We start from the raw sequence: 17735 nt of genomic DNA, 5'->3' as shown, positions 1-17735 counted from the left end.
ACGGTCAGCACGCGGTGATGGCGCGCCCGGTGCGGGTCAGCGCGCGGCCGCCGCGAGGTGCTCCTCGACCATCCGCACGAAGTACGCGTGCACCCGGTGGTCGCCGGTCAGTTCCGGGTGGAAGGAGGTGGCCAGCAGGTTGCCCTGGCGCACGGCCACGATCCGGCTGTCCGGACCGTCCGCGGCGGGCAGCTCGGCCAGCACCTCGACGCCCGCGCCGACCGCCTCGACCCAGGGGGCGCGGATGAAGACGCCGTGCACCGGCGCGTCGTCCAGGCCCGCGAAGGCGATCCCGGACTCGAAGGACTCGTTCTGGCGGCCGAAGGCGTTGCGGCGCACCGTCATGTCGATGCCGCCGACGGTCTCCTGGTCCTCGCGGCCGTCCAGGATCTTGTCGGCCAGCATGATCATGCCCGCGCAGGTGCCGTAGACCGGCATGCCGGCGGCGACCCGCTCGCGCACCGGGTCCATCACGCCGAACAGCAGCGCCAGCTTGGACATGGTGGTGGACTCCCCGCCGGGGATCACCAGCGCGTCGACCTCGGCCAGTTCCTCCGCCCGGCGCACCGGACGGGCGAGCGCGTCGGCCTCGGCCAGCGCCACCAGGTGCTCGCGGACGTCGCCCTGCAGGGCGAGGACGCCGATGACTGGAGTGCTCACGGTCTTCAACCTCAATCGATCGTTACTACGGGACTACGTGGCGCGGCCCGCCGCAGCGCCGGAACGCTGCGGCGGGCCCGTGCCCTCGGAACCTGCGGGGCGACTACCAGCCGCGCTTGGCGTAGCGCTCGGTCTCCGGCAGGGTGTCGCAGTTGATGCCGACCATGGCCTCGCCCAGGTTGCGGGAGGCGTCCGCGATGACCTTCGGGTCGTCGAAGAAGGTGGTGGCCTTCACGATGGCGGCGGCGCGCTTGGCCGGGTCGCCCGACTTGAAGATGCCGGAGCCGACGAAGACGCCCTCGGCGCCCAGCTGGCGCATCAGCGCGGCGTCGGCCGGGGTGGCCACGCCACCGGCGGAGAACAGCACGACCGGCAGCTTGCCGAGCTCGGCGACCTCCTTGACCAGCTCGTACGGGGCGCGCAGCTCCTTGGCGGCGGCGTACAGCTCGTTGTTGTCCAGGGCGCGCAGCTGGCCGATCTCGTTCTTGATCTGGCGCAGGTGGCGGACGGCCTCGACGACGTTGCCGGTGCCGGCCTCGCCCTTCGAGCGGATCATGGCCGCGCCCTCGGCGATGCGGCGCAGCGCCTCGCCCAGGTTGGTGGCGCCGCACACGAAGGGGGTGGTGAAGGCGAACTTGTCCGAGTGGTTCACCTCGTCGGCCGGGGTCAGCACCTCGGACTCGTCGATGTAGTCGACACCGAGCGACTGCAGGACCTGGGCCTCGACGAAGTGGCCGATGCGGGACTTGGCCATCACCGGGATGGAGACCGCCTCGATGATCTCCTCGATCATGTTGGGGTCGGACATACGGGCCACGCCGCCGTCCTTGCGGATGTCGGCCGGAACCCGCTCGAGCGCCATGACGGCCACCGCGCCGGCGTCCTCGGCGATCTTGGCCTGCTCGGCGTTGACCACGTCCATGATCACACCGCCCTTGAGCTGCTCGGCCATGCCCCGCTTGACCCGGGCGGTGCCGATCTGCGGCTGGTCTGCGGTGGTGGGGGTGGTGGACACGTGAGACCTCACTCGAAGATGAACCAGTGCTATCGCCCTATGGTAGGCGGAACAGGTGGCCCATCCATGCGCCACCGAGTCCAGCCAGGACGACGGGACACGACAAACGGGCCGTATCCGTGGCCACCCTAAGCAGGCGCCCCCTCGGGCGTGAGAGCGGGCGGCGGAGCGTCGTCCATCTCGAAGGCCATCGGGAACGGCGCCTTCCCCGCCAGCCGGAAGTACCGCACCAGCCGGTGCTCGCGCACCGCCCGCGCCGCCCGCACCGCGTCGTTGTGGAACCGGCGGGCCATCGGCACCCGGCGCACCGCGGCCGTCAGCTCACGAACCGCCTCCTCGCCGCCCGGCTCGGCCACCAGCGCCGCCACCTGCTCCGGCTCCTCCAGCACCGCCCGCAGCGCCAGGCTCAGCTGGCTCTCCGCCACCTCGCGGTGCTCGTCCTCGGCCTGCCGGGCCGCGTGCGCCGCGTCCAGCAGCAGCAGCGAGGCCGCCGGATCCAGCAGCGAGGACGTCGCGAGCTCGATCGCCACCGACGCCCGGCGGACCAGCTGCGCGTCGAGCGCCGCCCGCGCGGCGTCGATCCGGGCGTGCAGCCGGTCCAGCCGGCCGGCCGTCCAACTCAGGTACATGCCGAAGAGCACCACGGCCACGCCGGCCCAGATCCAGGTAGTCACGGGCCGCTACGTTACCGGGTGTCACCGGCCGCCCCGACCGGCGTCAGCCCAGCACCACCGCGTTGCGGTAGCAGTCCCGGTCGATGTCCGCGATGTCCACCGCGCTGAACAGCCGGGCACCGGGCCGCGGCCGCACGTACCGGGCCACCAGCTTCAGCACGCCCTCGGCCAGCGCGGCCTTCGCCTCCGGCGAGCGCCCCGGGAAGATCTGGAACTCCACGAACACCTGGACGTCCCCGCTCATCCCGCTGGTCCCGACCACCAGCTCCTCGCTCGGCCGGAACACCGTCTTGCAGGACTCCGGCTTCGCGTCGATCGTCTCCTCGGCGAGCCGGTTGATCGCCAGGCCCAGCGCCCGGCGGTCGAAGGTGCCGGCCAGGCCGGCCGAGTAGTCCACGGAGATCTGCGGCATCGGTTCCCCCATGCGGTCAGGCGGTATGGTCGCGCCCGACCCTAACCCCACCTACAGCCGGGCCGAGGCCGACCCCGCCGCGACCGGCCGGCGGCCACCGGATCAGTCCCGGGCCAGCCCGAACCGGCCGCGCCGCCCGCTGCGCACGTCCTCCTCGACCACCGCCGCGGCCCCGGCCGTCACCGTCTCGTACACCGCCAGGATGTCCGCGCCCACCGTCGACCAGTCGAACCGCCGCACGTGCCGCGAAGCCGCCTTCCGCAGCTCCTCCAGCCGCGCCGGATCACCCAGCAGCCGCAGCGCCGTACGGGCCAGCGCGTCCGCGTCCTCCACCGGGAACAGCTCGCCGGCGTCCCCGCCGTCCAGCACCTGCTTGAACGCGTCCAGATCGCTCGCCAGCACCGGGGCGCCCGCCGACATCGCCTCGACCAGGATGATCCCGAAGCTCTCACCACCGGTGTTCGGCGCCACGTACAGGTCCACGCTGCGCAGCAGCCGGGCCTTCTCCGCGTCGCTCACCATGCCGAGGAACTCCACCTGCCGGCGCACCTCCGGCGCGAGGCCCGCGACGGCCTCCTCCTCGTCGCCCTTGCCCGCCACCAGCAGCCGCACCCCCGGCCGCTCCGCCAGGATCCTCGGCAGCGCCGCCAGCAGCGTCGGCAGGCCCTTGCGCGGCTCGTTGATCCGGCCGATGAAGCCGATCGTGCCCGGCTCGCCCTTCGCCGCGTGGCCCGTCCACCGCTCGTCCGCCTCGGCCTCCGCGAAGAAGCCCACGTCCACGCCGTTGGGGATCACCACCGCGTCCCCGCCCAGGTGCTCCACCAGGGTGCGCCGGGCGTACTCCGAGACCGCGATCCGGGCCCGCATCTTCTCCAGGCCCGGCTGCAGGATCGGCGAGGCCGCGATCATCGCCCGCGACCGCGGGTTGGAGGTGTGGAACGTCCCCACCATCGGCCCGGTCGCCGACCAGGCCGCCAGCATCGACAGGCTCGGTGAGGCCGGCTCGTGCACGTGCAGGATGTCGAAGCGCCCGTCGTGCAGCCACCGCCGCACCCGCGCCGCCGACAGGATGCCGAAGCTCAGCCGGGCCACCGACCCGTTGTACGGCACCGCCACCGCCCGCCCGGCCGAGACCACGTACGGCGGCAGCGCCTCGTCGTCCTCGGCCGGCGCCAGCACCGACACCTGGTGCCCCAGGCCGATCAGGTGCTCGGCCAGATCCCGGATGTGGAACTGCACCCCACCGGGGACGTCCCAGTCGTACGGGCAGACGATGCCGATCTTCACGGATACCTCAAGCTCCTTCGGACGGTCGTACGGGCTCAGGACGGGTCGGGCTCAGCACGGGGCTCGGCACGGGCTCAGGACAGGTCGGACTCAGGACCCGGAAGCCTCGGCCGCGGGCTCCGGCGCCGCCTCCGCGCGCACCGCGGCGGGCTCCTCCACCGTCTCACGGGCCGGAAGGTCGGCCAGCCAGAACTTCTGCAGCATGTGCCAGTCCTGCGGGTACTCGCGGATCCCCCGCTCCCACACCCCGGCCATCGCCTGGGTCATCGCCCGGGTCCGCTCCTTGCGGTCGCCCTCCTCGGGCACCGTCACCTCGGGGTGGATCAGCGCCCGCAGCACCGGGCCCTCGTACCAGAGCGTCACCGGCAGCAGCGCCGCCCCGGTCCGCTGGCAGAGCGCCGCCGGACCGGCCGGCATCCGGGTCGCCTCACCGAAGAAGGTCACCTCGATGCCCGCCTCCGACAGGTCCCGGTCCCCCACCAGGCAGACCAGCCGGCCCTCGCGCAGCCGCCGCGCCAGCGTGCCGATCACGTTCACCGAACCACCGGTCAGCGCCAGGACCTCCATGCCCTGGCCCTCCCGGAACGCCACGAACCGGTCGAACAGCCGCTCCGGCTTCAACCGCTCCGCGACCGTGGTGAACGGGTAGCCCTGCTGCGCCACCCAGGTACCGGCCAGGTCCCAGTTGCCCATGTGCGGCAGCGCTATCACCGCGCCGCGACCGGACTCCAGCGCCCCCCGCAGGTGCTCGAAGCCGTCCACCCGCACGTCCCGGGCCACCCGCTCCCGGCTCCACACCGGCAGCCGGAACGACTCCATCCAGTACCGCAGGTACGACCGCATCCCGGCCCGCGACAGCGACCGCAGCCCGGCCTCGTCCAAGCCCGGACGGATCCGGCGCAGGTTCGCCTCCAGCTGCAGCACCCGCTTGCCGCGCTTGCGCCACGCGTAGTCCGCCAGCCGGTCGAACAGGCCCCGGGCCACCCGCTCCGGCAGGTGCTTCAACAGCCCCCAGCCCAGTGCGTACGCCCAGTACACCAGTCGGTCCGTCACCGCAGGACGCCCCCCATCAGCTCCCGGCCGCCGCTCGGTCGGCCTCGAACGCCTCGCGGCGCACGGTCAGCATCCGCTGGAACACCGTCACCAGGCTGCCCACCGCCACCAGCCACAGCGCCACCGGCAGCAGCCACTCCACGTACGGCACACCGAACGTGTGCAGACCCGCGACACCGGCCGCCACCAGGCTGGCCACCAGCCGCTCGGCCCGCTCCACCAGCCCCGACACGTCACACGGCAGGCCCTGGCTCTCCGCCCGCGCCTTGGTGTACGACACCACCAGGCCGCTCGCCAGGCAGAAGATCGACACCGCGCACAGCAGGTCGTTGTCGCCCTTGCCCGCGTACCACATGGCCAGGCCGCCGAAGATCGCCGCGTCCGCGACCCGGTCCAGCGTGGAGTCCAGGAAGGCCCCCCACTTGCTGCTCCGGCCCAGCTGCCGCGCCATGTTCCCGTCCACCAGGTCCGAGAAGATGAACAGCGTGATCGTGATGGTGCCCCAGAAGAACTCCCCACGCGGGAAGAACACCAGCGCACCGGCCACCGAACCGGCGGTACCGACCAGCGTCACGGCGTCCGGGCTCACGCCCAGCCGGATCAGGAACGCGGCGAACGGGGTCAGAACACGTGTGAAGAAGGCACGCGCGTATTTGTTGAGCATGGCCTTCCCAGCCGCCCCGATCTTCCAGATACCCGCCTGGCGCAACACACGCGGCAGACGGCCCGACGGATCAGCCCGCCCGGCGCACCCATCGTAGCCACGCCGACGACACGCTCGACCGCACGCACCGCCGGACGCCGCCCCGCCACGACACGCACACGTACGGTCACCGGCCGGCCGTACGACACGTACCCCGGTCAGCCGCACGGCACGCGCCCGGACAGGACCCGACCCTAGACTGCGATGGACAGCCTCGGCGCTACGGGAGGAGACCCCGATGCCCGACCGCAGCACGGCACGAGCCGGCCAGGCGCCCGCCGTCACCGGCCCCCGGGACCTGCGCAACGTCGTCCTCATCGGCTCCAGCGGTGTGGGAAAGACCACCCTCGCCGAATCCCTCGCCCACGCCGCCGGCGCCACCGGCCGCGCCGGCCGCGTCACCGACGGCACCACCGTCTCCGACCACGAACCCATCGAGCACCAGCAGCAGCGCTCCGTCCAGCTCGCGCTCCTGCCGCTCGAATGGAAGGGCGTCAAGATCAACCTGATCGACCCGCCCGGCCACCCCGACTTCGGCGCCGACCTGCGCGCCGCCCTGCACGCCGCCGACGCCGCCGTCTTCGTCGTCTCCGCCACCGACCCGGTCACCGCCCCCACCCGCGCCCTGTGGCGCGAATGCGCCGCCGAGGGCATCCCCCGGGCCATCGCCGTCGCCAAGCTCGACCTCGCCCGCACCGGCTTCGACGACATCCTCACCACCTGCCACGACGCCTTCGAACTCGGCCCGGACACCCTCCGCCCGCTGTTCCTGCCCGTCCTCCACGACGGCCGGCCCGACGGCAGCGTCGACCTGCTCACCGGCGACACCTACGGCGACGCCACCCCGCTCCCCGACACCGGCCCCGCCCACGACAGCCTCGTCGAGGCCATCTCCGGCCAGGACGACACCCTCATGGAGCGCTACCTCGCCGGCGACACCCTCGACGCCGACTCCCTCGAAGCCGGCCTGCGCCGCGAAGTCCTCGACTGCGCCCTCCACCCCGCCGTCCCCACCAGCGACAACGGCCTCGGCGCCGCCGAACTCCTCGACCTCATCGCGCACACCTTCCCCGACCCCACCGAACGCACCCGCCCCGGCCCCGACTGCGACCCCGACGCCCCGCTCGCCGCCCAGGTCGTCCGCGTCACCGGCGACGCCTACGTGGGCCGGATCAGCCTGCTGCGCGTGTACGCCGGCACCCTGCGCCCCGACACCAAGATCCACCTCGTCGGCCCCGCCCACACCGCCGACCAGAACGGCGACGAACGCGTCACCGCGCTCACCAGCCCCTTCGGCAAACTCCAGCGCCCCGTCCCGCACGCCGTCGCCGGCGACTTCGTCTGCGCCGCCAAACTCACCACCGCCCGGGCCGGCGACACCGTCCACGACCCCGGACACCCCGTCGAACTCGACGGCTGGACCCTCCCCGAGCCGCTGCTCCCGATCGCCGTCGAAGCCCACAGCAAGGCCGACGACGACAAGCTCTCCCAGGCCCTCACCCGCCTCGCCGCCGAGGACCCGGCGCTACGCCTCGAACAGAACCCGGACACCCACCAGCTCGTCCTCTGGTGCACCGGCGAGGCCCACGCCGAAGTCGTCCTCGACCGGCTGCGCAGCCGCCACGGCGTCCACGTCGACACCGTCGAACCCAAGGTCGCCCTGCGCGAGACCTTCGGCACCGCCGCCGCCGGCCACGGCCGGCTCGTCAAACAGTCCGGCGGCCACGGCCAGTACGCCATCTGCGACCTGGAGGTCGAACCCCTCCCGGCCGGCTCCGGCTTCGAGTTCCAGGAACACGTCGTCGGCGGCGCCGTCCCCAAGCACTTCATCCCCTCGGTCGAGAAGGGCGTCCGCGCCCAGCTCGCCAAGGGCGTCTCCACCGGCTACCCGCTCGTCGACGTCCGGGTCACCCTCACCGACGGCAAGGCCCACTCCGTCGACTCCTCCGACGCGTCCTTCCAGAACGCCGCCGCCCTCGCCCTGCGCGACGCCGCCGAACACGCCGTCATCCGCCTGCTCGAACCCGTCGCCGCCGTCAGCGTCCTGGCGCCCGACGACTACCTCGGCGCCGTCCTCGGCGACCTCTCCGCCCGGCGCGGCCGCGTCCTCGGCACCGAGACCGGCGGCCCCGGCCTCACCCTGCTGCGCGCCGAGGTCCCCGAGCTCGAACTCACCCGCTACCCGGTCGACCTGCGCGCCCTCACCCACGGCACCGCCGAGTTCACCCGCGCCTACCTGCGCCACGAACCCATGCCGGCCGCCCTGGCCGAGCGCCACACCGGCTGAACGACCGTACGGACGACCGGACTTACCCGCACCTACGCCCGGCCGACGCCGCGGTCGGGCAGCGCACAGGCCGCCGTACCCCCCGGCATCCGGTGCCGGTTGCGCGCCACCCACCGGTAGGCCAGACCCGCCACCGGCCGCACCGGCGCCAGCGTCAACACCGCGCCCAGGTACGCCCACACCCCGCCGGAGCGCATCAGCAGCCGCGCGACCGCCTGCGCGCCCCCGTAAACCCGCCCGGCCGGCGTCACCCACAGCACCTCGCGCTCCGCCCGCTCCGCCGACACCTCACCCCGGCCGCCGGCCCGCGCGTCCAGGGCGTCGAGGTCCGCGAACTGGAACGCCACCGGCTCCCAGCCCCCCGAGGCCAAGGTCTGCCTCAAGTACCGCTCCCCCCACCGCACGCACGACGAACAGAACGCGCAGTCCCCGTCGAAGACCAGCACCGGATCCTTCACAGCGGTTCCCCTTTCCTCGCCTCCACCCACCATCCTCCTCCACCCCACACCGACCCGCTCCCGCGGGTATCGACCTGCCCGAACATGGGCATCATGCCTCCCGGGCCCGGTGCGGCTCGATCGTGACGGTACTTCAGACGATCATCCGCGCGGGGGTGCCGCAGCACGGTAACCTGCCGCTGACAAGGGGAGGAGGGGACGCCACCGTGACCACACTCGACATGACCCCGGGTGCGCAGATACCCCGGACCGACGCCGGCCCGCAGACCGCCGTCACCCAGGCGCTCTCCTCGGCCGCGTACCGCGACGGCGAGATCGGCGGCTTCGTCACGGCCGTCACCGACGCCAAGGAGAAGAAGGGCCGCTTCGCCCTCTTCCGCCCCAACCTCGGCGAGGCCTTCAGCAAGGCCCTGGTCTCGCGCGCCCTCGGCGGGGAGCGCAAACCCATCGTCCCCGCCTTCGGCGTCGACACCCGCCAGGTCGTCGAACACTGCCTCGCCGCCGAGGAACTGCGCAACACCCGTGACCGGCAGCTCACCACCGTCACCCTCGTCACCGGCGCGCTCTTCCTCCCCGGCACCCTGCTCTGGCTCGCCGCCTTCCAGGTGCGCGCCTGGCTCAAACGGGACAACCCCAAGAACGCCGCGGCCTACGGCGGAATCGTGCTCGCCCTGACCGCCGCCCTCGCCGTCTTCCTGGTGCTGCGCCCGCCGGCCGCCGGCGTCCTCGGCGTCTACCTGCGGGTCACCATGCTCGCCCCGGTCATCGGCTGGTACCTCGCCCGCCGGATCGTCGAGCGCTCCGCCAAGGACCTGCGGGGCCGCTGGCAGTCCCTGGTCGAGGGCTCCGCCGTCGCCGCCACCGTCGCCAAGGCCGTCCCCCGCGACGACCTCGACAAGAAGGCCACCGCGCTGCGCGACAAGCTCGGCCGCCTGGACGGCGAGCAGGAGACCAACGTCCACCACTACGCCGGCCCCAAGGGCATCCTCGGCGCCGGCCGCCGCTGGGGCGAGTGGCGCCTCGCCGACACCCTCCACCCCGCCGAGGGCCACGCCGACTTCCGGGCCTTCCACCCCTGGGACCTGATCCGCCGGATCTCCTCCCACCTCAAGGGCCTCGGAATCAGCCATGTCGCCAACAGCGGCATGCCCAACGTCACCATCAAGCAGTGGGTGGTCTTCGACATCGGCGAGGGCGCCGACGAGATCAGCCGCCCCGGCAACGCCGACATGGACGGCGACCGGATGCGCGACTTCGCCGTCCAGAGCATCGCCGACAAGCAGACCTTCTCCGGCGGCCCCCGGCACTACCTCGCCACCCAGTTCATCACCCACGACGGCAAGCTGGTCCTCACCTTCACCATCACGGTGACCCTGCTCGCCGACGTGCTGAACATCTCGGTCGCCGGCTACGCGCTCGGCCCGGTCAAGGGCGTCTTCTTCGACAAGCCGAAGGACAAGGAGAAAACGGTCTCCAAGACCGTGAAGTTCTGGGAGGAGCGCACCATCAAGCTCCCCCTGATCGACAACGACGAGGTCGTCCGCCAGGCCGTCCGCGCCCCCTTCTACCGGATGCCCGGCCTGCTCGGCTGGCTCGGCGGCGGGCTCGGCCTGCCCGAACCGTTCGGTCTGCGGCACGTCTGGGCCGGCCGCGCCTGGGACAACCGCTCCATGGTCGACAACGCCATGAACGCCTCCGTCCCGGTGCTCAACGCCGTCCACACCGCCACCCTGGAGTTCCTCAGGGAGCACGACCTCGACGCCGACCGCTTCTTCAAGACCCGCACCTCGATCATCAAGTCCGAGGCGCAGAGCCCCCGGCCGTACGACGTAGACACCTTCAACGCCGGCTGAGCCCGGCCGGCGCCGGACGGACGAAGGGGCCCGCCACCGATCTCCTCGGTGACGGGCCCCTTCGCGCACGTTCCGGGTCAGCCCTGCGGCCAGACCTCGGCCAGCATCTTCCGGGTGTCCGCCAGCAGCTGCGGCAGCACCTTGGTGTGGCCGACCACCGGCATGAAGTTGGTGTCCCCGCCCCAGCGCGGCACCACGTGCTGGTGCAGGTGCGCCGCGATCCCGGCACCGGCCGCCGTGCCCTGGTTCATCCCGATGTTGAACCCGTGCGCCCCGGAGGCCGCCCGCAGGGCCGTCATCGCCTTCTTGGTGAAGTCCGCCAGCTCGGCCGTCTCCGCCCCGTCCAGCTCGGTGTAGTCGGCCACGTGCCGGTACGGGACCACCATGAGGTGCCCGCCGTTGTACGGGTACAGGTTCAGCACCGCGAACACGGCGCTCCCCCGGGCGACGACCAGCCCGTCCTCGTCGCTCAGCGACGGGATCGAGCAGAACGGACAACCGTCGTCCGGAGCCGGGCCGGTGGGCTTGTTCTCACCCTGGATGTACGCCATCCGATGGGGGGTCCACAGGCGGCGGAAGCCGTCCGGCTCCCCGACGCCCCGCTGCAGTTCCGGCTCAGTCGTCATGCTGATCAGCATATTCGCCCGACGGTGGATGCAAAGCCGCGCGGGGCAGACTCATCGAGAGCCTGCCCCGCGCACCCCCGCGTGGGCGGGGCCTACGTGTCGTCCCAACCCACGTACTTGACCGGGTCCGGGCCACCCCCGCTGATGCGGGGACCACGTCACACCTGGATACGGCGCGCCACAGCGTCCACGATCTCGGCGATCGCCTGGTCACGCGGGACGCCGTTCTTCTGCTCGCCGTTGCGGTAGCGGAAGGAGACCGCACCCGCCTCGACGTCGTCGTTGCCGGCGATCAGCATGAACGGCACCTTGCTGCGCTGGGCGTTGCGGATCTTCTTCTGCATCCGGTCGTCCGAGGTGTCCACCTCGACCCGGATCCCCTGCTTCTTCAGCTCGGCCGCGACCTCCAGCAGGTACGGCACGTGCTCGTCGGTGATCGGGATGCCGGTCACGGTGACCGGGGCCAGCCACGGCGGCATGGCGCCGGCGTAGTGCTCCAGCAGCACCGCGAAGAAGCGCTCGATCGAGCCGAACAGCGCGCGGTGGATCATGACCGGCCGCTGGCGCGAGCCGTCCGCCGCGGTGTACTCGAGATCGAAGCGCTCGGGCAGGTTGAAGTCGAGCTGGATGGTGCTCATCTGCCAGGTGCGCCCGATGGCGTCCCGCGCCTGCACCGAGATCTTCGGGCCGTAGAAGGCCGCGCCGCCCGGGTCCGGGACCAGCGGCAGGCCCTGCTTCTCGGCCACGGCCGCCAGGACGGCGGTGGCCTCCTCCCAGGTCTCGTCGCTGCCGACGAACTTCTGCTCGTCCTTGGTCGACAGCTCCAGGTAGAAGTCGGTCAGACCGTAGTCGCGGAGCAGGTTGAGCACGAAGGTCAGCGTGGAGTCGAGCTCCTCCGCCATCTGCTCGCGGGTGCAGTAGATGTGGGCGTCGTCCTGCGTGAAGCCGCGGGCCCGGGTCAGGCCGTGCACCACGCCGGACTTCTCGTAGCGGTACACCGTCCCGAACTCGAAGAGGCGCAGCGGCAGTTCACGGTACGAGCGGCCGCGCGCGTCGAAGATCAGGTTGTGCATCGGGCAGTTCATCGGCTTGAGGTAGTAGTCCACGCCCTCGTCGAGCTGCATGGGCGGGTACATACCGTCCGCGTACCAGTCGAGGTGGCCGCTCTTCTCGAAGAGCTTCCCCTTGGTGGCGTGCGGGGTGTAGACGAACTCGTAGCCCTCTTCCTCGTGCCGCTTGCGCGAGTAGTCCTCCATGGCCCGGCGGATGATGCCGCCCTTGGGGTGGAAGACGGCGAGGCCGGAGCCGATCTCCTCGGGGATGGAGAAGAGGTCGAGCTCGTTGCCGAGCTTGCGGTGGTCGCGCTTCTCGGCCTCGACCAGGAAGTCGAGGTGGGCCTTGAGCTCGTCCTTGGTCGGCCAGGCGGTGCCGTAGATGCGCTGGAGCATCGGGTTCTTCTCGCTGCCGCGCCAGTAGGCGGCCGCGTTGCGCATCAGCTTGAACGCCGGGATGTGGCGGGTGCTGGGCAGGTGCGGGCCGCGGCACAGGTCGCCCCAGCACTGCTCGCCGCTCTTGGCGTCCAGGTTGTCGTAGATGGTGAGCTCGCCGGCGCCGACCTCGACGTCGGCGCCCTCGCCGGCGGTGGCGGCGGAGCCCTTGAGGCCGATCAGTTCGAGCTTGTACGGCTCGGCGGCCAGCTCCTCGCGGGCGGACTCGTCGGTGACCACGCGGCGGGAGAACTTCTGCCCGCGCTTGATGATCTCCTGCATCTTCTTCTCGATGGCCTTGAGGTCATCGGGGTGGAAGGGCTTCTCGACGTCGAAGTCGTAGTAGAAGCCGTCCTTGACCGGCGGGCCGATGCCCAGCTTGGCCTCGGGGTAGAGCTGCTGCACGGCCTGGGCCATGACGTGCGCGGTGGAGTGGCGCAGGATGTCGAGGCCGTCCTTGCTGCCGATCTCGACCGGCTCGACCTCGTCGCCGTCCTGGACGGCGTAGGCGAGGTCCTTGAGCTGGCCGCCGACGCGGGCGGCGATGATCGAGCGGTCGTCGGCGAAGAGCTCGGCGGCCGTGGTGCCCGTCGTCACCACGCGCTCTTCCCGATCGGGTTCGCGGCTGATGATTACCCGGACGTCCGTCACCGGTCTCTCCTGACGTGCTGGATTTCAGAGGACGCAACACTGCGCTGCGCGTGACGATGGTACCGAGAGCGCCGCCCCCGCCGTCCACCTACGCCCCTGCTCCCCCTTCTTCCGGCCCCTCCCCGAGCGCCTTCAGCAGTCGCTCGCGGTCCCCTTCCTCCCAGCCGCACAGCTCCAGCCCGTGCGGGCGGGTCAACCGGCGGAAGCCGCCGTGCCGCTCCAGCCGGCCGGAGACCCGGACCGGGAGGCCGGCCAGGTGGGCCTCGGCGGCGAGCCGGTAGTCGGGGTCGGGCAGCCGGAGCTTGAGTTCGCGGACCTCGGCGCCGCCGAGCACCCGCAGCCGTACCGAGCCCGGTCCGGCCGGGTCGGCGCGCTTGAGCCGGGTGACCACGCCGACCACGGTGACGGCGACCGCGGGTTCGATCCGTTCCAGCAGTTCGGCGGCCTCGGTGAGGGCGGGCAGGTCGCCGGGCGAGAAGTCGAGGACGACCCGGCGGTCCCCGAAGCCGCCCGGTGTCCCGGCGGCGGGCGACCAGGCGACGGTGAGCCGGGCCGCCGTCGTACCGCGCACGAGCTCCTCGACGGACTGCACGAGCTCCCGGCTGACCCCGGCCTGGACGGCGTTCTCGAAGGCCTCGGGCCCGCCGCTGACCCGGCGGTAGTCGACCGCGTCGCGCAGCGCCTCCAGGGCGCGCACCAGGGTGGTGACGGCGGCCCGGCCCTCGGGGGCGGGGGTGTAGGCGGTGAGGGCGGCGCCCTGTTCGACCACGAGGACGCGGTCCAGGAAGTCCCCGGCGGGGCCGTCCAGCCGGGCGCCGAAGTAGGCGGCCCTGGTGCGGGCGGCCTTGGCCCCGGCGGCGAGCATCCCGCGCGCGGCCTGCCGGAGCCGCTCGGCGTCGTCCCAGGGGGTGGCCTCGGCGGGGCCGGGGGCTTCGCGGCGCCAGCGCAGTTCGTCGCCCGGCACGGCGAGGGCGAGCAGGATCGAGCGGGCGGAGGGGGTGCGGGAGCGGGAGAGCGCGGTGACGGCGTCGGCGAGGAGGTCGACGGCGTCGTCGAATCCCTCCCCGGCCGGGACCAGGAGGCTGGTGCCGGGTTCGCCGTCGGGCGGGGTCCAGCGGCCGTAGCGGGCGGCCGGGCCGCCCCGGCGGACCCAGCCGTGCCGGGCGAGCAGGGTGGCCAGCACCGCGGGGTCCACGGTGGCCGGGTCGGGCAGGGCCCGGGGCGGCTCGCCCGGTTCGTACGACGGTGTCATGGGGTCGGCTCCTCGCTGTGGGGGCCGGGCGCGGTCACGGGCTTCCACCCGCGCCGACCCGGGCCATGATGTCGCAGAGCGCGCGGTCGTCGAAGACCTTGTCGGTGGGCACCCGGACGTTGGTGCGCCGCTGTCCGGTGACCGGGTGGCCGGCCAGGTTGACCCAGTAGCAGCAGTGCCGCAGCTCCAGGGCGTCCGGGCGGGCCCGGAGCCAGTGGTCGACCCGGCTCGGCAGCAGCATCACGACCAGGATCCGGGGCACGGCGACCCGGGAGCGGGCGAGCTTGCGCAGGTGGTCGTTGTCCAGGGTGAAGCTGAAGAACCGGCCGGCCGGGTCGGGGGCGATCTGCTGGGTGGCCTTGAGCTGGATCTTGATGGTGACCTCGTCGTCCACCTCGTGCGCCCGGGAGCCGTGGTTGACCTGCCAGTCGATGCCGTTGTCCGGGAACGGCTGGGAGAGCGAGCAGCCGGCCGCCGCGGCGACCGCGTGCAGGTAGCCGACCTGCAGCGTCTCCATGCAGGCGGTGACCGCGAGGTTCCCCCGCAGGACGGCCGCCGCCTCGTCGGGCTGCGGCTGTGTCAGTGCCATCGCCCCGTCGCCTCCCCCGGCTCCGGGCCCGTCCGGATTCGAACGGGCGGGTCGATTCGAACGGGACAGTCAAGGGCAGGATCCCCGGTCCCGCCTGGGCCAAACGGGTTGAAGGAGCGTCAGAACCGGGTATCAACCGGGCGCGGAACGCACGCCTGAGGGGCAGTCATGCAGCAGCACTGGTACACCGGCCCACTCGCCTCCTTCGACACCGAGACCACCGGCGTGGACGTGGAGAACGACCGGATCGTCTCTGCCGCCCTGGTCGTCCAACTCGCCCCGGGCGCACCGGTGCGGACCACCACCTGGCTCGCCGATCCGGGCGTCCCGATCCCGGACGGCGCCCGTGCGGTGCACGGCATCACCGACGAACAGGTCCGGCTGCACGGCCGGCCCGCCCGCACGGTGGTGGCGGAGGTCACCCGCGCGCTGGCGGCGCAGGCGCGGGCCGGCCGTCCGGTGGTGGTGATGAACGCGCCGTACGACCTGACGCTGCTGGACCGGGAGTTGCGCCGGCACCACGGGCTGACGCTGATCGGCGGCCTGGAGGCGGCCGGGCTGCTGGTGCTGGATCCGCGGGTGCTGGACAAGCACGTGGACCGCTACCGCAAGGGCCGCCGGACGCTGACCGACCTGTGCGCCCACTACGGGGTGGAGCTGACCGGGGCGCACGAGGCGGCGGCGGACGCGGCGGCGGCGCTGGCGCTGACCCGCCGAATAGGCGCCCGCTACCCGGCGGCGCTCGGCGAACTGACGGCGGCGGAGCTGCACCTGCGGCAGGCGGTCTGGCACGCGGCGCAGGCGCGCGGGCTGCAGAGCTGGTTCGACCGCTCGGGGGTGGCGGAGCGGGTGGACCTCTCCTGGCCGTTGCGGCCGGCCCGGTGCGGCTGCGGGCGCCGGCTGGAGCCGGAGCACGGCTGCGAGGCGGCGGCGTAGCGGGCGGTTCCGACGGCATCGGGCCCGAACGCGCCGCAGGCCCTGACCGATTTCCTGGTCAGGGCCTGCGTGCTGTCCGGTGGGCGATACTGGGATCGAACCAGTGACCCCTTCGGTGTGAACGAAGTGCTCTCCCGCTGAGCTAATCGCCCGGGCAACGAGATGAACTCTAGCACCATTCGGGGGTCGTCGTACAACTCGCCCTTCCGGGGGTGCGCCGACGCATCCGCAGAACTCGCGCCGGGCGCGGAAGGTGACTGTGCCTCAGGCGATTACCGACGGCCCTTCAGGCGGATTCCGGAAATACACGTGAGGCCCAGCCGATAATCGGCTGGGCCTCACGTATCACAATGCATTCCGGTGGGCGATACTGGGATCGAACCAGTGACCCCTTCGGTGTGAACGAAGTGCTCTCCCGCTGAGCTAATCGCCCGGGTGCAGGGAAAACATTACCGCATCCAGGAGGGTGGTCCGAACACCCTCCCGGCTCCCCCGGCCCGGGCCCGGCCGCTCAGCTCTCACTCAGCCGCCAGGGGACGGCCAGGCCGTAGCGGGCGAAGTACCAGCCGCCCGCGCCGGCGAGGACGGCCAGCCCGATCGCGGTGATCGTCAGGTTGCGGCGGCGCACCCTGGGGTCCAGGGCCCGCTGGGCCGCCTCCGCCACCTTGCGGCGGGTCCAGCTCAGGACCAGCCGGGCCCAGGCGAACTCGGTGGCCCAGATCCCCATGCCCAGGAAGATCACCACCCAGCCGGGGCCGGGCATCGGCAGCATGACCACCCCGAGCCCGACCACCACCAGGCCGGCCAGGAAGACCGCCGCCTGCCAGGCCCGGTGCAGCGCCGGGGAGCGGCGCACGAAGGCCGGGGCCCGGGAGCCGGCCGCCCGTCCGCCCGCGCCCGCGCCCGCCGCGTCATCCGGATGGAGACCTTCACCCGTTCTCGTGTTCCCGCCCGTCTTGTCGTTTCGCACAGTCATGCCAGGAAACTAACCAAGAAGTGCCTCGGTAATGCCCGGCCCGGCCGCACCGGGACGATTCCGCAATGCGCCGTAAGGGGTACGACTCGCGCCCGAATCGGGACAGAGGGGTTTACATCGGTCTTGGGGGTGGGATGGTCCGTTCGCCGACGTGCGATTCCCCGAGCGCACACTGAGCGAAAGGCCATGGCGCTTATGAACACCACGGTCAGCTGCGAGCTGCACCTGCGCCTCATCGTGTCCAGCGAGTCCTCACTGCCCGTCCCCGCGGGCCTGCGCTACGACACCGCCGACCCCTACGCCGTGCACGCCACGTTCCACACGGGCGCCGACGAGACCGTGGAGTGGGTGTTCGCCCGAGATCTCCTCGCGGAGGGGCTGCACCGACCCACCGGTACCGGCGACGTCCGGGTGTGGCCGTCGCGCAGTCACGGGCAAGGGGTGGTCTGCATCGCGTTGAGCTCTCCGGAAGGAGAAGCGCTGCTGGAGGCCCCTGCCCGCGCGCTTGAGTCGTTCCTCAAGCGGACGGACGCCGCGGTGCCACCCGGCACCGAACACCGCCACTTCGACCTCGACCGGGAGCTGTCCCACATCCTCGCCGAAAGCTGAACTCGACCGGAGGCGGTCAAGCCCCGCCGACGGCGGGGCCGCACCCCCTGCCGTCATCGCAGCCGTCCTACTCGGGGGCACGGCAGCGGACTCAGCCGCGCACGACGCGGTCTCGGGGCCGGTGGACGGCCCGCTCCCACCGGAGCGGGTCCGCGGCACCGCGAGCGCCCGGCATCGGGGCCGGCCACCCAAGCGGGTGGCCGGCCC

The 17735-nt window shown here is 72.4% G+C and carries 17 protein-coding genes and 2 tRNA genes; 4 read left to right on the top strand and 15 right to left on the bottom strand.

Going from position 1 to position 17735, the window contains the following annotated elements:
• Nucleotides 1-36: 36 nt before the first annotated feature.
• The 7 genes from pdxT to pgsA form a co-directional block, all read right to left on the bottom strand.
• Entirely contained in the window at nucleotides 37-660 is a 624-nt protein-coding gene (gene pdxT / locus IE332_RS16295; RefSeq protein ID WP_189916614.1) for a pyridoxal 5'-phosphate synthase glutaminase subunit PdxT, read from the bottom strand.
• A 103-nt stretch (nucleotides 661-763) separates the two neighbouring features.
• Nucleotides 764-1675 (bottom strand): pyridoxal 5'-phosphate synthase lyase subunit PdxS, encoded by a 912-nt coding sequence (gene pdxS, locus IE332_RS16290; protein ID WP_189916612.1) that lies wholly within the window; start codon nucleotides 1673-1675, stop codon nucleotides 764-766.
• A 128-nt stretch (nucleotides 1676-1803) separates the two neighbouring features.
• Nucleotides 1804-2304: a hypothetical protein gene (locus IE332_RS16285; protein ID WP_189917272.1), complete on the bottom strand. Its 501-nt coding sequence runs from the start codon at nucleotides 2302-2304 to the stop codon at nucleotides 1804-1806.
• An 88-nt stretch (nucleotides 2305-2392) separates the two neighbouring features.
• On the bottom strand, nucleotides 2393-2761 hold the full coding sequence (locus tag IE332_RS16280; RefSeq protein ID WP_189916610.1) for a 5-carboxymethyl-2-hydroxymuconate Delta-isomerase: 369 nt from the start codon (nucleotides 2759-2761) through the stop codon (nucleotides 2393-2395).
• Nucleotides 2762-2863: 102 nt separating this feature from the next.
• Nucleotides 2864-4048: a glycosyltransferase family 4 protein gene (locus IE332_RS16275; RefSeq protein WP_189916608.1), complete on the bottom strand. Its 1185-nt coding sequence runs from the start codon at nucleotides 4046-4048 to the stop codon at nucleotides 2864-2866.
• 90 nt (nucleotides 4049-4138) lie between these two features.
• A complete protein-coding gene (locus IE332_RS16270) occupies nucleotides 4139-5101 on the bottom strand; it encodes a phosphatidylinositol mannoside acyltransferase (RefSeq protein ID WP_229928644.1) in 963 nt (320 codons plus the stop codon).
• 16 nt (nucleotides 5102-5117) lie between these two features.
• The gene (gene pgsA, locus IE332_RS16265; RefSeq protein WP_189916606.1) at nucleotides 5118-5765 is read right to left on the bottom strand and encodes a phosphatidylinositol phosphate synthase; all 648 of its coding nucleotides are present in this window, start codon (nucleotides 5763-5765) and stop codon (nucleotides 5118-5120) included.
• 277 nt (nucleotides 5766-6042) lie between these two features.
• Here pgsA and IE332_RS16260 point away from each other — a divergent pair, with 277 nt between their 5' ends.
• Nucleotides 6043-8091, top strand: coding sequence for an elongation factor G-like protein EF-G2 (locus IE332_RS16260; protein ID WP_189916604.1), 2049 nt, complete (start codon nucleotides 6043-6045; stop codon nucleotides 8089-8091).
• A 32-nt stretch (nucleotides 8092-8123) separates the two neighbouring features.
• Here IE332_RS16260 and IE332_RS16255 read toward each other — a convergent pair whose 3' ends face one another.
• Entirely contained in the window at nucleotides 8124-8474 is a 351-nt protein-coding gene (locus IE332_RS16255) for a thiol-disulfide oxidoreductase DCC family protein (RefSeq protein ID WP_373313743.1), read from the bottom strand.
• Between the two features lie 281 nt (nucleotides 8475-8755).
• On the opposite strand from IE332_RS16255, the gene IE332_RS16250 reads away from it, so the two are divergent.
• Nucleotides 8756-10402 carry an AbeC-like domain-containing protein gene (locus IE332_RS16250; protein WP_189916600.1) on the top strand — a complete coding sequence of 549 codons (1647 nt, stop codon included), beginning with the start codon at nucleotides 8756-8758 and terminating at the stop codon, nucleotides 10400-10402.
• 77 nt (nucleotides 10403-10479) lie between these two features.
• On the opposite strand, the gene IE332_RS16245 is transcribed toward IE332_RS16250, so the two are convergent.
• The 4 genes from IE332_RS16245 to IE332_RS16230 form a co-directional block, all read right to left on the bottom strand.
• Nucleotides 10480-11040, bottom strand: a complete 561-nt coding sequence (locus tag IE332_RS16245) for an HIT family protein (RefSeq protein WP_189916598.1) — start codon at nucleotides 11038-11040, stop codon at nucleotides 10480-10482.
• A 146-nt stretch (nucleotides 11041-11186) separates the two neighbouring features.
• Entirely contained in the window at nucleotides 11187-13166 is a 1980-nt protein-coding gene (gene thrS / locus IE332_RS16240) for a threonine--tRNA ligase (RefSeq protein WP_189916596.1), read from the bottom strand.
• An 88-nt stretch (nucleotides 13167-13254) separates the two neighbouring features.
• A complete protein-coding gene (locus tag IE332_RS16235; RefSeq protein ID WP_189916594.1) occupies nucleotides 13255-14418 on the bottom strand; it encodes a hypothetical protein in 1164 nt (387 codons plus the stop codon).
• A 34-nt stretch (nucleotides 14419-14452) separates the two neighbouring features.
• Nucleotides 14453-15007: a DUF4365 domain-containing protein gene (locus IE332_RS16230; RefSeq protein WP_189916592.1), complete on the bottom strand. Its 555-nt coding sequence runs from the start codon at nucleotides 15005-15007 to the stop codon at nucleotides 14453-14455.
• Nucleotides 15008-15175: 168 nt separating this feature from the next.
• Between IE332_RS16230 and IE332_RS16225 the strand changes: the two genes are divergently transcribed.
• The gene (locus IE332_RS16225; RefSeq protein ID WP_189916589.1) at nucleotides 15176-15943 is read left to right on the top strand and encodes a 3'-5' exonuclease; all 768 of its coding nucleotides are present in this window, start codon (nucleotides 15176-15178) and stop codon (nucleotides 15941-15943) included.
• Nucleotides 15944-16023: 80 nt separating this feature from the next.
• Here IE332_RS16225 and IE332_RS16220 read toward each other — a convergent pair.
• The 3 genes from IE332_RS16220 to IE332_RS16210 all read right to left on the bottom strand — a co-directional run bounded on the left by IE332_RS16220 (nucleotide 16024) and on the right by IE332_RS16210 (nucleotide 16919).
• Nucleotides 16024-16095, bottom strand: a tRNA-Val gene (locus tag IE332_RS16220).
• Nucleotides 16096-16304: 209 nt separating this feature from the next.
• Nucleotides 16305-16376, bottom strand: a tRNA-Val gene (locus tag IE332_RS16215).
• 78 nt (nucleotides 16377-16454) lie between these two features.
• Complete coding sequence (locus IE332_RS16210; RefSeq protein WP_189916587.1) at nucleotides 16455-16919, bottom strand: TIGR02611 family protein; 465 nt, start codon at nucleotides 16917-16919, stop codon at nucleotides 16455-16457.
• Between the two features lie 195 nt (nucleotides 16920-17114).
• Here IE332_RS16210 and IE332_RS16205 point away from each other — a divergent pair, with 195 nt between their 5' ends.
• Complete coding sequence (locus IE332_RS16205) at nucleotides 17115-17528, top strand: SsgA family sporulation/cell division regulator (RefSeq protein WP_030056266.1); 414 nt, start codon at nucleotides 17115-17117, stop codon at nucleotides 17526-17528.
• The last annotated feature ends 207 nt before the right edge of the window (nucleotides 17529-17735 follow it).

This window comes from Kitasatospora xanthocidica, from assembly GCF_014656195.1.
Classification (GTDB): Bacteria; Actinomycetota; Actinomycetes; order Streptomycetales; family Streptomycetaceae; genus Kitasatospora; species Kitasatospora xanthocidica.
Note: the sequence above shows the minus strand (reverse complement) of the source record. Positions and strands in the feature narration are given on the sequence as shown.